The organism is Winslowiella toletana, assembly GCF_017875465.1.
Lineage (GTDB): Bacteria > Pseudomonadota > Gammaproteobacteria > Enterobacterales > Enterobacteriaceae > Erwinia > Erwinia toletana.
In genome coordinates this window covers 1,694,660-1,710,064 of the sequence record NZ_JAGGMQ010000001.1, presented here as the reverse complement: position 1 = coordinate 1,710,064, position 15,405 = coordinate 1,694,660, and the positions used below count along the sequence as shown (strand labels likewise).

Annotated in this window: 8 protein-coding genes; 6 read left to right on the top strand and 2 right to left on the bottom strand. The window is 52.1% G+C overall.

Annotation, left to right across the window (positions count from 1 at the left end; all coding sequences use genetic code 11):
* The first annotated feature begins 121 nt into the window (after positions 1-121).
* Together rlmG and J2125_RS07925 are read left to right on the top strand one after the other, a co-directional pair.
* Positions 122-1,249, top strand: coding sequence for a 23S rRNA (guanine(1835)-N(2))-methyltransferase RlmG (gene rlmG, locus J2125_RS07930; RefSeq protein ID WP_017801345.1), 1,128 nt, complete (start codon positions 122-124; stop codon positions 1,247-1,249).
* A 290-nt stretch (positions 1,250-1,539) separates the two neighbouring features.
* Positions 1,540-7,584 (top strand): hypothetical protein, encoded by a 6,045-nt coding sequence (locus J2125_RS07925; protein ID WP_209499482.1) that lies wholly within the window; start codon positions 1,540-1,542, stop codon positions 7,582-7,584.
* A gap of 21 nt (positions 7,585-7,605) precedes the next feature.
* Here J2125_RS07925 and J2125_RS07920 read toward each other — a convergent pair whose 3' ends face one another.
* Positions 7,606-9,627, bottom strand: a complete 2,022-nt coding sequence (locus J2125_RS07920; RefSeq protein ID WP_017801343.1) for an NADPH-dependent 2,4-dienoyl-CoA reductase — start codon at positions 9,625-9,627, stop codon at positions 7,606-7,608.
* 282 nt (positions 9,628-9,909) lie between these two features.
* On the opposite strand from J2125_RS07920, the gene idnD reads away from it, so the two are divergent.
* The 4 genes from idnD to idnR are packed head-to-tail and all read left to right on the top strand — an operon-like array spanning position 9,910 to position 14,146.
* Positions 9,910-10,941, top strand: coding sequence for an L-idonate 5-dehydrogenase (gene idnD / locus J2125_RS07915; RefSeq protein WP_017801342.1), 1,032 nt, complete (start codon positions 9,910-9,912; stop codon positions 10,939-10,941).
* A 13-nt stretch (positions 10,942-10,954) separates the two neighbouring features.
* Complete coding sequence (gene idnO, locus J2125_RS07910; RefSeq protein ID WP_017801341.1) at positions 10,955-11,719, top strand: gluconate 5-dehydrogenase; 765 nt, start codon at positions 10,955-10,957, stop codon at positions 11,717-11,719.
* A 58-nt stretch (positions 11,720-11,777) separates the two neighbouring features.
* Positions 11,778-13,097, top strand: coding sequence for a gluconate:H+ symporter (locus J2125_RS07905; protein WP_040462407.1), 1,320 nt, complete (start codon positions 11,778-11,780; stop codon positions 13,095-13,097).
* Positions 13,098-13,150: 53 nt separating this feature from the next.
* Entirely contained in the window at positions 13,151-14,146 is a 996-nt protein-coding gene (gene idnR, locus J2125_RS07900) for a DNA-binding transcriptional regulator IdnR (protein WP_017801339.1), read from the top strand.
* Here idnR and J2125_RS07895 read toward each other — a convergent pair.
* Entirely contained in the window at positions 14,143-14,859 is a 717-nt protein-coding gene (locus J2125_RS07895) for a purine nucleoside phosphorylase YfiH/LACC1 family protein (protein WP_017801338.1), read from the bottom strand. The two genes, idnR and J2125_RS07895, sit on opposite strands and share 4 nt — an antisense overlap.
* Positions 14,860-15,405 lie beyond the last annotated feature (546 nt).

The window sequence follows — 15,405 nt, the reverse complement described above, 5'->3', positions numbered from 1 at the left end:
GCGCCTGCTCACCCCACTCACATAGTTATCTATGCTCCTGGGATTCGCAGGCTTGCCGCCTTCCTGCAACACGCATTATTTAGGGTACAGAACGCGCAAATATTATCATGCTGGAGATCCAATGAGCCAACTCGAACTGAGCAACCGCACGCTGACGCTGCATCGCTTCCCGCAAATGGATGATGAGAGCCCGTTGCAGGCCTGGGATGCCGCAGATGAATATTTGCTACAGCAGCCGCTGCCTGTCGCCAGCGACGGCCCGATCCTGATCTTCAACGACAGCTTTGGCGCGCTGGCCTGCGCACTGAGCGAGCATCAGGTGTATAGCATCGGCGACTCACTGATGAGCGAGCTGGCGACGCGCAAAAATTTAAGACTGAATGAGCTGGATGAAGATAGCGTCATCTTTCTCGACAGCATGGCGGAGCTGCCCGCTGCGCCCTCCTGCGTAATCATTAAAGTTCCTAAAACGCTGGCGCTGCTTGAACAGCAGTTGCGCGCTTTGCGTCAGGTGCTGACGCCGGACACGCTGATTATTGCTGGCGCCAGGGCAAAAGATATTCACAGTTCAACGTTGCAACTTTTCGAACGCGTGCTGGGCGAGACCAAAACCTCGCTGGCATGGAAGAAAGCGCGACTGATTTACAGCACATTCACTAAACCTGCGCTGAAAGACGCGGAGATGATCGCCGTCTGGCCGCTGGATGATACCCCTTATCAGATCCATAACCATGCCAACGTGTTTTCACGTAATGGCCTTGATATCGGCGCGCGTTTCTTTATGCAGCACCTGCCGGACAATCTCGACGGTGAGATTGTCGATCTGGGCTGTGGCAACGGGGTCATTGGTTTACTGGCGCTGGAGCAAAATCCACTGGCGGACGTGCATTTTATCGATGAGTCATCGATGGCGGTGGCGTCAAGCCGTCTGAATGTTGAGGTTAACCGCCCGCAGGATCTGAGCCGCAGCCACTTTGCGGTCAATAACTCACTAAGCGGTTTCCCGTCGGATCGCCTGAATGCGGTGCTGTGTAACCCGCCATTCCATCAGCAAAGCGCGATGCATGACTATATTGCCTGGGCAATGCTGCGTGATGCGCGCCGTTGTCTGCAATATGGCGGTGAGTTGCGTATTGTCGGCAACCGTCATCTCGGCTATTACCAGAAGATGAAGAAGCTGTTTGGCAACTGCACCACGCTGGAGTCCAATCAGAAATTTGTCATTTTGCGTTCAGTGAAATTGCGTTAAAAGCCGTAATGCCTTTCTCGGCTCCGACCGGAGCCGATTCTTCTGATTACAACCTAAATTAATTAGAGTGATAATTAATTTATTTCCAGCGATATTATTTTTTTTCGAAAAGGTATTAAATCAGATAAAGTGTCGCCAGTAATAATTCGGACATATTAATGCACTGTATTTTGCTTATTTTTTGTTTTTTTCTGAGGTGTAATCTACCTTCTTAAATAAATATCTTATTAAGAATAGCGCCATTTATCAGCAGGCACTGGTTAACAATTACATTTAACAAGATAAATCCCATGACTGATTTAAGTATTCTTAAATTTGCCGATCCCTGTGCCGGTGAGTTAAAAACTGCCGACAATAACAAATCCGCTTCCACGGTTTCTCTTATCTATTTTTCGCAACTGCATGATCATGTTAATGCTATCTGTTCAGACAGCGAACTTAATTATGAAACCTGCCAGCTGATACGTGAGGCAATCAGAGATCTGCCCTTTACGGTAATTAATAAGCTGAGATTTAACCCGATGCTTATTGATGTGCAAGATAGTGGTGAATCTTTTGATACGGTAAATAACCGGGTCTTCCTGCGTCAGCTATTGGCGCAGGGGCGTAAGCAGAGTATTGATACTGTCGGTGAAGCAGAGGTGGAAAAGCTGCGCGAAGCAATTATTGCTGAACTGACCAGTTATGCTGATTACTGGCACGAAAAAAAAAACAGTGTTTGCCCGATACCGCTCAGTTCCACTGCGCGCTCAGCTAATCCGCAGAATTATGCCGCCTTACAAAAACATGCCGATGCTCTGCAACGTAAGATCTTAAGCCATCTGATTGGGGAATCTCTGCGCCGGGCGTTTGCCGGCAGTGAAGTGGCAGCACTGGCCAGCTTGCTGCCGGATGTGGTGCTGACGCTGAAACAAATTTTTGCTGACTGGAAAGGATCGTCCCATCAGCTTGCGCTGAATAAACTGCGCCATATTGTGCCGGGGGATTCTGCGAATCAGCAGATTCGCGCGCTGCGCCTGTTGCTCGATACGCTGGTGAGCGTAGTTGAGGTGATACAGGATCCAAAATGTAGCTGGGTTGAATTACAGTTGAGAATAGGACAGCTGCAGCAGTCATGCCAGCCGGGTCAGACCCTGCAGCAGCTGTTGCCGCTGGCGGTGACTGAGCGCCTGCATCAGGGACTGCGTATTTGCGCGTTGCTGGCCGAAAAAATTGCCCAGCAGAACGCCATAAGCGGCGCCTTAAATTATGCCGAATGGCTTACCGATACAGCATGGCTGAACCAATTATTGCCACAGAATCTCCACGGGCTGGCGGCAGCGGGAGGGGAGATTTACCGCATTGGTCAGGCGATGGGTACCGTACGCAAGTTGTCGCCCGATGCCAGCCATTTGCAGCAAACTGAGCAGCTACTGCGTTTAATTAGCGCCAGTGGTTTACACAGTCAACTGAGTGTTTATCTTGGCGATCAGCTGGATGCTGTCTTCAGCACGCTGTCCGGCGCGCTCACCACTCTGGATACGCTAAGGCGTCTGCCGCAGGCCGATGCGGGCACGCTGCTCAGCGGTCTGGCGACATTGCTGGCTGACAGTCGTCTGGCATTTCCGTCACGGCTGATGGCTGAACTGACTACCTCCGCAGTATTATTACAACAGCAGGTCAGCGATCTGCCAGCGTGGCCTGCGGACGATCGCTTGCAGCAATCTCTGTGGCTGATGGCAGTGGTTAACATCCTGGCGACCTCGCCGGGGCTGGCGGGCTATTTATCTCCCCAATTTGGCTGGCTGCTCAGTCTGGCTCAGCAGGCGCAGTCGCTGGGAGAAACCGCGTTTGCCGTTAAAGCCCCAGTGGGAGCCGCAGCGCAGGCGAGCTGGCTGACTGGATTGCTCAGCGACACAGCGGTAAACCATCTGCTGCAAATGTTGTTGCCAGAGACCAGTTTCCAGCCAGTGAAAAAGGTGATGGATCGACTGGAGCAGGGATGCATGGTGCTGGAGAAGGTGCAGACTTTTCCATACCAGGGCAGCAGATCGCAGCAAGCGGGATGGATATTGCAGCTGATGGCCTGGCCGCAAGCTTTTGGCATGCTGGAGATGATCTGTCCTGGCCATTTCGGCGCGGTAGCGGACAAACTGCAAAGTTTGCTGCAGCTGCATCAGAAGTGGCTGGCTCTGCCGCCGGATGCATCCTGGGCGATGACGCTGAAAGCGATAAGTGATGAACTGCTGGCGTTGGGTCAGCAACAGATTATCGCCCGCCCTGAATTACTGCTGTCCGTGTTAAAACAGTATCCGCAAGTGGTGATTTTACATGCCGCTTTCAATGCGCAAGCCAGCATGCCTGCCAGCCTGACGCGCAGGCAGCAGCTCGAATTTATCGCTTATGAGATGGCTAACGCGCTGAGCGGCAACTGGATATTACTGTTGCGCAGCATTAAGCAGGCGCCGACATGGTTCTGCGCTGTACGTCAGTGTTATCGCTGGTATCGCGACCCGGCTAAAGCGGAACAGGCGCTGATGCATCTCGCCAGTCTGTTGCGCGATATAAGCGGTCATCCGCTGCTGGTGAAGCTATTGCCAGCGCTGCCCGGACTGTATGAAATATGGCGACGTTTCGACCTTCCGGCTGGTGCACTATATACATGGCGGGATCTCAGTCAGCTGGTGATGCTGGCGGATAATAGCAGTAATAGCGCATTGCAGGCGTTGATGGTTGAAATGGAAGAGGAGCTGAGCAAGGCCATCGCCGCTCTGCTGATCCGCAGTTTTGATCGGGTAAAGGATCAGCTGGCGGCGATATTACCCGCAGCGCATGCCACTACGATAATGCCGGAGGCAGATGTCCCGCTGGCAAGTGAGGTGAAAAAGAATATTGCGGATTTTCTGCGCATTCAGCTGGCCCACCTGCTGGACGATCAGCATAAGGTCATTACACCACCGGCGCGAGTGGTACTGGAGCAACATCTGGCCGCGCTGACGGATGATTATCTGCGCGATTATCAGACGTTATATCAAAACCGGCATGATGCTGCGGTGCGGGCGTTACTGGTTGCCCCGCGTGAGCTGGTGGATAAATCCGCAGATGCGTCTGACTCACCAAAATATCAGCAAGACGATGAGTATTGGCATGACCTGTTATTTTGCGCAGACCTGAATGCTTACCAGTTTTTGGACAGAGTGCAGATAACCGGAATCAGTTTTACCGGTTCGTCAGTACATCAGCTGAAAAACTTGCTGCAACCTGAACCGCCACGCAAATCAGAGTTTGAAGCAGCATTACAGGATCGGGCAATTGTTGCGTTGCAGAGTGAAATAGACTCCTATGAACTCGATAATCTTTGTGAGGAAGTCTTTATCGTCGCCCGGCCTCTGCTGGCGAAATGGATCACCGGATCTGCGATGTCAACCTATGCGGAATGGTACAAATCAATGCAGCAAGGGAAGGCGTTTGCGCCAGTGACATCCTCGCTTTCGCATCACGAGCTATGGTTCCGCTCATCGGGACAGGAAGCGATGCTGGATCTCTTCAGCGCAGAGTTGTCTCGCGGCATTAACGCTGCTGTGTTAGCGGCGCTGAAAGAAGTCAAACCGGGTATTGTATTGGTAAAATCTGCCGATGTGGACAAACTGGCCGATATTTATAATGACCACCTCCACCAGATTAATGAATATGGTAAGAGATATAATTACGCTAATATCAGGGACCATATTATTTCAGAAGAAATACAAGCGGTTTATGATTTGGGGTTAAGTTACAGCTGGCAGGCGAATTCGCAGCGGCTGGAAACCTTCCATGAACCGCTGGAAGAACAGCTGCAGCTTGATACCGCTATGCAGGTAGTGATTGATAATGAATATAAATCCTATACGATGCGCGAAATTGCCATGGGGGCGGTATTTAAAGACTCAGGTTCATTTTCGTCAGTTTATTATGACTGGCAGCATGGAGGTTCAGCACATAGTGTTGCCTATGTGGCAAAACTGTGGGAGCTGCCAGGGCGAGTTCAGGAGCGCCTGCAGAATGTTTTTGCTAAGTTAAAACACGATATTAAAGCCGCTGAGAGTATCAAAAAGCTCTTCTCGCTTTCAATTAACGCCTGCCTGTATCTGGTAAGGAACAAACTGGATAAGGAGTTAGCTGCGGAGTTTGGTGATATTATCGACGGATTTATCAAAGGCGAGATAGCGCCTGAATTTCTGACCATACAAAGCGGTGAGCTTTCGCAGATTATCGCACTGAAAGGCAAGAAAAACCGGCGTCTGCTTATTTCAGCGATGGATGGTAATTTTAATATCGTTAATGAAATGGAAGTGAATACGATATCATCTGGCAATGCCAGAAAACTAAGTGTGTTTGATAAAACTGATATTTCGGATGAAAAATTACGGGAGTGGTTATCCAGGCACTTATTGTATGCCGAACAGGAGAAGGTCGATGTTGCCTTTATGGGGGCCAAGTTTGACTCGCCTTCGATGGTATTTAGTTTGCCAAAAAAAGAGCGGAATTACCGGCCGATTATTTACACTGTCTCAGCTGATTACCGGACAGAACTTTTCAGACGTTATATCAATAAAAGTGCCGCCGATGCTGATGCCAGCATTAAAACGCAATTCGAGAAAGACGTGGACCGGGTGCTCGACCTTGCCAGTTACGCTGCTGGCGCGCTGGCCTTTGGCATGCCTGGCACACTTGCCGGACGCCTTATTTCACTGTTTCTGGGGCTGGCGGTTGAACCAGCGATTCAGGTGAGCAAGTTCCTGAATGCTGACACGCATGATGAAAAGGATCAGGCTATCTGGGCAATGCTGTTTGCTGGCGCCACTGGCATGCTGTTCGATGTGCCGGTGGTGGCGAAAGCCTTACGTAACAGGCTGGCAAAGCAATTTTTGGCGCGAAAATTGACGGATGGCGGCAAGACAGCGGTACTCCCTGAAGCCGTTACCAAAGCGACTACCCGTGCTGCGCCGCTGGATACAACTTACCGCTTGCAGGAATTGGTGGCGCAAGGAAAAACGGGGAGTATCTATCAGCTGGAAGCTGGTACCTTTATTAAGGATTATAAACCGTCCGTTATTGCCGCGAAGGCTCTGTCAGAGAGTGATAGTGCGGAAAAATATAGCCAGATTTTAATTGAAGCCAATAATGATTCACTGGCCTTAAACCGCTTTTATGGTCCGGGAAGCGCTATGGTTGAAATTTATCATGGTGCCGAAGTGGTGAGAGGTAATATCATTATACATATCAATAAAATTGACGGAGACTCGATTGATACGGTGTTAAAATCATTTGATGAGAAAAAATTCTACGATTTAAAATATTTTTTATCAGATGAGATTTTAGTAAATAAGAAAATCATTGAGTTATTTTCCAGGTTAAAACAAAATGGTATCTCACTGGATAATGTACGCTGGCAGGACATTCTTTTTGATAACCAGAAAAAAACCTTAAACCTGCTCAATTTTGACGGGGTGAAAGTGCGGCCAAAAAGTAACGGAGAGATAATCCCTTTATCGTCAGGTGAGTTGTCTAAGATTAAAATGGATTTCAGGCTGGAAAGGATTAAGTTAAAAAGACAACTGGATAAAATCGATCTGCTGGATCTGACTATTAACAATGATATTCCTCTTGAGAAATTAACAGGGCCACGCTGCATTGTGAAGCGTGGCGGTAAAGCAGCTTGTGTAGTTAGCCCGCTGGATATGGATCTGCTGAAAGCAAAAGAGAAAATGTTGAACGATTATCTTAATGGCTATAGCTATCAATTTGAAATGAAATTCACCCCTGAACTGAGAAGAATCAGAAAGGTCGAGGATTTAAGCCAGTACGACTATGATATCGAGAAAACCTTATTCCGCGCGCATACCGCGCAAAAAGAAGACATTGTCAAAAATGGCCTGCTGCGTCGGGTTAGCTTAAATGAAAATCGTTACCTTACAGATTTTGATATCTACCTGCGCGATATTTTCCTGCATGTGGGTTCAAACGGCACCCGGGGAAAAGCATTGTCGTTATCGACAACCCGAAGAGTTTCAGAAAGTTTTTTGCAGGATGCTGAAGCTCGATCGTTAGTTAAAATTGGCATCAAGGATTCCGAGAAGGGGCGCTTTATGTCGACGCCAGATATTATTAAAACCTATGGTGGTTATGCACTTGATAAAAATTTAATTAGTGATGAAGAAATTTGCAACAGCCTGAAGAGCCTGGAAGCCTCCTTTAGTGAAAGAGAGGTGTTCTTTATGGGGAAATATTCTGGCCTGAAATGGGGCGAGTTGCCGGTCAGGAAATGCAGCGTGATAAATGCCGGAAACGGCATCAGAAAACTGAGCTGCATCTGACTATCACTACTGACAGGCTGATTAAATCTCCAGCGCCAGCCGGGTTCCCTGCGCTATTGCCCGTCGGGCATCGAGTTCCAGCGCCACATCAGCGCCGCCGATAATATGCAGCGGAATGCCCAGTGGAGTCAGTGACGCCAGTAACGCCCGGTTTGGCTCCTGCCCGGCGCAAATCACCACATTATCCACTGCCAGCGTGAGTGGCTGACCATCACGCAGGATATGCAGCCCCTGATCGTCAATGCGCTGATATTGCACGCTTCCCCACATTTTCACGCCGTGCGCCTGTAAACTGGCGCGATGGATCCAGCCAGTGGTTTTACCCAGCGTGGCGCCAGGTTTGCCTGCTTTCCGCTGCAGAAGCCAGATTTCGCGCGGGCTGGCTGGCGCTTGCGGACCGGCGGGCGCGAGACCGCCAGCGTGCTGCAGCGAGCGGTCAATACCCCATTCGCGACAGAAGGTATGGATATCGAGGCTGCTGGCGTCTCCGGTGTGACAAAGGTATTCGGCGGTATCAAAACCGATGCCGCCTGCGCCGATAATCGCCACACGTTTTCCCACCGGCTTTTTCTGTGCAATCACCTCGAGATAACTCAGGACGCTGGGATGATCGATACCCTCAATCTGCGGCATGCGTGGTGAGATGCCGCTGGCGAGAATCACTTCATCAAATTCCGCCAGCACTGTACTGTCGGCCCACTGGTTGAGTCGCACCGTGACACCGGTCAGCGCCAGCTGACGACGAAAATAGCGCAGGGTTTCATCAAACTCCTCTTTGCCGGGGATCTGGCGCGCGATATTAAACTGCCCGCCAATATCACTGGCGGCATCAAACAGCGTGACCTGATGGCCGCGTGCGGCGGCATTGACCGCAAATGCCAGTCCTGCCGGTCCGGCGCCCGCCACTGCCAGCTTTTTCACCCGGGACGCGGCGATAACCGGCATCAGGGTTTCATGGCAGGCGCGTGGATTGACCAGGCAGGAGGTGACCTTACCGGCAAAGACTTGATCGAGGCAGGCCTGGTTACAGCCAATGCAGGTATTGATCTCATCGGCGCGGTTCTGCTGCGCTTTCCGCACAAACTCGGCGTCAGCGAGAAAGGGGCGCGCCATCGAAATCATATCGGCACAGCCCTCATCCAGCAGCGACTGCGCAATATCCGGATGATTAATCCGGTTAGTGGCAATCAGTGGCAGAGTGACATACTGCTTCAGGGTTTGCGTCACCCAGCCAAACGCGGCGCGCGGCACCGAGGTCGCGATGGTCGGTACGCGCGCTTCATGCCAGCCGATGCCGGTGTTGATCAGTGTGGCGCCAGCTTGTTCAATCGCCTGCGCCAGCTGGATGGTCTGCTCAAGGGTATTGCCTTCCTCCACCAGATCAAGCATCGACAGGCGCCAGATAATAATAAACTGCTCGCCGACCGCGGCACGTACCGCGCGGAGGATCTCAACGGCAAAACGCATACGCTGACTGAAATCGCCACCCCATTGATCGTCTCGCTGGTTGGTGCGCGCAGTCAGAAACTGATTAATCAGATAGCCTTCGGAGCCCATAATCTCCACGCCATCATAACCGGCCTGTTGCGCCAGTCGGGCGCAGTGGGCGAAATCCGCTATCAGCTGCACAATTTGCTGATGCGTCAGCTGCTGTGGTTTAAACGGATTAATCGGCGCCTGCAACGGGGAAGGGGCCACCAGTGCGGGCTGATAGCTGTAACGCCCGGCATGCAGAATTTGCAGGGCAATCTTGCCACCCGCTGCGTGTACCGCCTGCGTCACCGGGCGATGATGCGCCAGCTGCTGCTCACTGTTCAGCACCGAACCGCCAGCCACCACCACCCCTTCCGGCGAGGGAGCAATTCCGCCGGTAACGATCAGCGCCACGCCGGCGCTGGCGCGCTCCGCATAAAATGCCGCCAGCCGTGCGGCACCATCAGGATGCTCTTCCAGCCCGGTGTGCATCGATCCCATCAGCACACGATTTTTTAGCCGGGTAAAACCGAGATCGAGAGGGGAGAAAAGCGAAGGCGCTGCCTGCATAGAAATGTCCACCGGAATGTTGCAATAATGTTATGTGGTCGGATGAGTTGACTGTAGCGCCTGGCCACAGAAAAGCGCAAGCGTCGGCGATAAAGCTGTGAGGCGGGTCAAAAAAAATCCCTGGCGCAGGGAAGGGGTGAAAACCTCGCCGTTAAAGCACAACCTGGTTCACGTTATGCGTAACATCCATTCCGTAACACCCTTTTAAGTGATCTTGTTCACAGTTTTGTACTGCAGAAAGCTATCTGATGTGCAGCTGGCGGTTCAGGTGATGAGACAACAATGAATATGAAAACGCAGTCCTGCATGATTAATGGCAAAGAAAACGTCGAAGTGATCACCCAGGAAGTGAATTATCAGGGCGAGGGCACGCTGGTGCGCATCACCCGTGGCGGTATCTGTGGTTCCGATCTGCACTACTATCAGCATGGCAAAGTCGGCAGCTTCGAAGTCAAAATGCCGATGATTCTCGGTCACGAAGTGATTGGCTATGTGGTGAAAAGCGACAATCCGGCGCTGAAAGCGCAGCAAAAGGTGGCGATCAACCCGTCTAAACCCTGTGGCAGCTGTAAATATTGCCTGAATGATGAAGAGAACCAGTGTGTCAGCATGCGTTTCTTTGGCAGCGCCATGTACTTCCCGCATGTTGATGGCGGCTTTACCCAATTTAAAGTGGTGGATAGCGCGCAGTGCGTGCCGTTCGCCAGTGATGCTGATGAAACGGTAATGGTCTTCGCTGAGCCGCTGGCGGTATGCATTCATGCCGCCAATCAGGCGGGCGATCTCAGCGGCAAAAAAGTGTTTATCTCCGGCGTTGGTCCGATTGGCTGCCTGATTGCGGCGGCAGCAAAAGCCAAAGGCGCGTCAGAAATCGTCTGTGCCGACGTCAGTGAACGTTCACTGTCGATGGCGGAAAAAATGGGCGCCACCAGCCTTATCCATGCCGCCAGCGGCGATTTTACCCCGTACCTGGCGGATAAAGGTTACTTCGATGTCTCATTTGAAGCCTCCGGCCATCCTTCCTCGTTGCAGCGCTGCCTCGAAGTGACGCGCGCGAAAGGCACGCTGGTGCAGGTTGGTATGGGCGGCGCGGTGCCGAACTTCCCAATTATGTTGCTGATTGCGAAAGAGATAAAACTGGTGGGTTCCTTCCGCTTTACCCACGAATTTAACACCGCAGTGGAGTGGCTGGGCAATGGCACCGTCAACCCGCTGCCGCTGTTTAGCGGGGAGTATTCTCTGGCCGAGATTGATGCCGCGCTGGTGTTTGCCGGCGATAAACAACAAGCCGCTAAAGTTCAGCTGACCTTCTGATTCGGGGATAACCATGAGCACTCTTTTTTCGTTAAATAATAAACGCGTATTAATTACCGGTTCCGGTCGTGGCATCGGTTTCTTACTGGCAAAAGGTCTGGCGGAAGCCGGGGCGGAAGTGATTATTAATGCCACCACCCAGGCGGGGGCGGAGAAGGCGGCGCAACAGCTGATCGCCGCCGGGCATCAGGCCCATGCGGTGGCGTTTGATGTGACCCAGTCAGCGGCGGTAAATGCGGCGGTTGAGCAGATCGAAAGCGAGATTGGCGCTATCGATGTGCTGGTGAATAACGCCGGTATCCAGCGCCGTCGTCCGTTCCTCGAATTCCCGGAACAGGACTGGAATGATGTGATCGCAGTCAATCAGACCGCCGTCTTCCTTGTTTCGCAGGTGGTGGCGCGCAAGATGGTGACGCGTCAGAGCGGCAAAATTATCAATATCGGCTCCATGCAGAGCGAACTGGGTCGCGACACCATTACGCCGTACGCCGCATCAAAAGGCGCGGTGACCATGCTGACCCGCGGCATGTGCGTCGAGCTGGCGCGCCACAATATTCAGGTCAACGGCATTGCACCGGGTTACTTCAAAACCGAAATGACGCAGGCGCTGGCGGATGACCAGGACTTTACCGCCTGGCTGACCAAACGTACTCCGGCAGCACGCTGGGGCAACCCGGAAGAACTGATCGGCGCGGCGGTATTTTTAGCCACCAAAGCCTCGGATTTTGTGAACGGCCACCTGCTTTTCGTCGATGGCGGCATGCGCGTCGCGGTGTAAGCAACTATACCTTGCATACCTGTTAACTGATTCACCTGTACCCTTAAAGGAAATTTCTATGCCAATTACAATAATAGCGATAGGCGTGATTTTGCTGCTGGTGTTAATGATTGTGTTTAAGGTCAACGGCTTTATCGCGCTGGTCTTTGTCGCGGCAGTGGTCGGTATCGCCGAAGGAATGACGCCGCTGGAAGCTGTGGCGTCGATCCAGAAAGGGGTCGGCGGCACGCTTGGCAGTCTGGCGCTAATCCTCGGCTTTGGCGCGATGCTCGGCAGGCTGGTATCTGATACCGGCGCAGCGCAACGCGTCGCCACCACGCTGATTAAGGCTTTCGGAAAAGATAAGCTGCAATGGGCGCTGATGATCACCGGCCTGATTGTTGGCCTGGCGATGTTCTATGAAGTCGGTTTTGTGCTGCTGCTGCCGCTGGTGTTTACCGTGGTTGCCGCGGCGCGTATGCCACTGCTGTACGTCGGCGTACCGATGGTGGCAGCGCTGTCGGTAACTCACTGCTTCCTGCCGCCGCATCCGGGCCCCACGGCAATCGCGACTATCTTTGGTGCAAACCTCGGCACCACCCTGCTGTACGGGATGATTATTACCATTCCGACGGTGATTATTGCCGGGCCGATTTTCTCTAAGTTTCTGAAGAACTTTGAGAAAGAGCCACCGGAAGGGCTGTATAACCCGAAAATTTTTGAAGATCATGAAATGCCGGGCTTCTGGACCAGTATTTTTGCGGCGATTATTCCGGTGATCCTGATGGCGGTAGCGGCGGTGTTTGAACTGACGATGCCGAAAGAGAATCCGGCACGCCAGTTCTTCGAATTTATTGGTAACCCGGCGGTGGCGCTGTTTATTGCGGTGGTGATTGCGATATTCACCCTTGGCCTGCGCAATGGCCGCAAGGTTGAAGAAGTGATGGATATGTGTGGCGATTCGATCTCCGCCATCGCCATGATCGTATTTATTATCGCGGGCGGCGGCGCCTTTAAGCAGGTGCTGGTGGACAGCGGTGTCGGTACCTATATCGCCGATATGATGAAGGGATCTTCGCTATCGCCACTACTGATGTGCTGGACAGTTGCCGCCATGCTGCGTATTGCGCTTGGTTCCGCAACGGTGGCCGCCATTACGACCGCCGGGATTGTGACGCCGATTATTGCCGTTACCGGCGCCGATCCGGCGCTGATGGTGCTGGCAGTGGGTTCCGGCAGTGTCATCGCCTCACACGTTAACGATCCGGGTTTCTGGCTGTTTAAAGGCTACTTTAATCTCAGCGTGGTCGAGACGCTGAAAACCTGGACGGTGATGGAAACCCTGATCTCGTTCCTCGGTTTAGCTGGCGTACTGATTTTAAACGTGATAATTCATTGATTTGGCGGGCGGGTAAATCCCGCCCTTTCTCTCGCTGTAACGGACATCCCGCTGTGCGCTCCCATCGCATTTCACTACAAGATATTGCCACCCTCGCGGGCGTCACCAAAATGACGGTCAGCCGCTATCTGCGCACGCCGCATAAAGTCGCGGCCAGCACCGGCGAAAAGATCGCACAAATCATCGAAGAGATTAACTATGTGCCCAATCGCGCGCCGGAGATGTTGCTGAGTGCAAAGAGTTACACCATTGGCGTACTGATCCCCTCATTTAAGAATCAGATCTTTGCCGATCTGCTGGCGGGGATTGAAGCGGCGACCAAAGAGGGACGCTACCAGACGCTGATTGCCAACTATAACTACAATCCGCAGGCGGAAGAGGAGCAGATTATTAATCTGCTGTCGTGGAACATCGACGGCATTATCCTCAGTGAAAAGTCCCATACGCTGCGGGCGGTAAAATATCTGCGCGCCGCCAAAATTCCGGTCGTTGAAGTGATGGATACCGAAGGCGGCTGTCTGGATATGGAAGTGGGCTTTAATAATTTTAACGCTGGCTACGATATGACCAGGACCCTGCTGGAGCAGGGGCGGCGGCAGATTATTTACTTTGGATCGCAGGATGACCGGCGCGACGATCACCGTTTTCGTGGTTACAGCCAGGCGATGGCCGAGCGGGGCTTGTCGGCGCATCGCGTTAACCCGAAGTCGATCTCTTCGCAGCAGCTCGGCGCGCGCATGCTGGAGAGCGCATTACAGACGTTTCCCACGCTGGATGCGATCTTCTGCACTAATGATGATCTGTCGCTCGGTGCGCTGTTGTGGTGCCAGCGGCGTGGTATTGCGGTGCCACAACAGATTGCGATTGCCGGTTTTCACGGGCTGGATATCAGCCGTGAAATGTATCCCAGCGTCGCCAGCGTGATTACGCCACGTTACGCCATCGGCTATACCGCCGCTGAACTGCTGCTGAAAAAGATCGGCGACGCCGATTTTGTCGCCGATTCGGTGGATCTGAGTTATCAGATTTTTATGGGCGAAACCATTTAGTCCTGCCGCTGGATCCACGAATAGCGCGACGCATAGCCGTCCGCGAAATGGGTGTTGCGGCGATAGCTGGATCGCGGTTCTGCCATACAATAGGTGCAGACGGGCACTACGTCGATTTGCGCCGCCGGGATCCCCATCTGTTGCAGCATCTGTTGCGCCAGCGCGGGCAGATCAAACCAGATCCCGCCGGTGGCGCCCACCGCCTGCGGACGAATCGCCTGCGCATTCACCGGTTGTTGCTGATGCCAGCGCACTGGCTGTCCCAGCAATGGCATTTTTTCCAGTACCTCTTTTCCCAGTTCATAGCAACAGGAGCCAATCGACGGTCCGATGGCGACATACAGGCTGTCGGCAGTGGCGCCCAGCGCGAGCAGACGCTGCACCGCACTAAACAATACGCCGCTTAGCGCACCTTTCAGCCCCGCATGTACCGCTGCAACATGATGCGTGCGATCGTCGGCAATCAATACCGGTAAACAGTCTGCGGTGTACACCGCCACCGGACGTTGATCAACCGCTATCACCCCGTCAGCATCACGGCTTTTTGCCGGAGTGGTCTCTTCCGCCAGCACCACTTCGGCGCTGTGACGCTGATGCGCCCAGGTGGCGTCTGCGGGCGGCGTAGCGCCAGCAGGCAGAAACGCGTGCTCGACCCAGCCAAGCCCGGCAAGCAGTGATGAGGAGCGGGAATAAGGAGAGGGGCTGTTTTGCATAACGCGATCCTTGTGATGACTGATGGCAGAAATAGAACTCACTCTACCCTACGCGCAAAGGGTGACATTTTTAAATCTTTTCTCTGCCCTGTGACAGTGCGCCTGGCGAAAGGTGTGATTGTCAATGACGCCAGAGACAGCGCGTTTATGTAACTAAAAAAACTTATTAAATATCTGCATCAACAGCGGATTAAATAAATCATCTTTATTTAAAATAGAGTCTGGTGCAGACGCGGCAATCTTTGCACCGAAAGCATGCAATGAGCTTCATATCCTGGGTTAATTAATTTGAGACTTTGGTCTTTTATTTTCTATATCCATATAGATACTGTTGTTATGTTTTATTTGCAGTAAATGCAATGCATCTTTATTAATAATCTATTGTATTTTAAGGTTTTTATTTGTTGCGCTATTTAGTCAGTAATTACAAGTGATATCTCATTAATTTACTTAATGAATACATTAAATTTAAATAAACTTACATTAGAAGTTTTATTTAACTTTATGGGAATATTCCTAATCCTGTATTAATCTATAAAGTGTTAG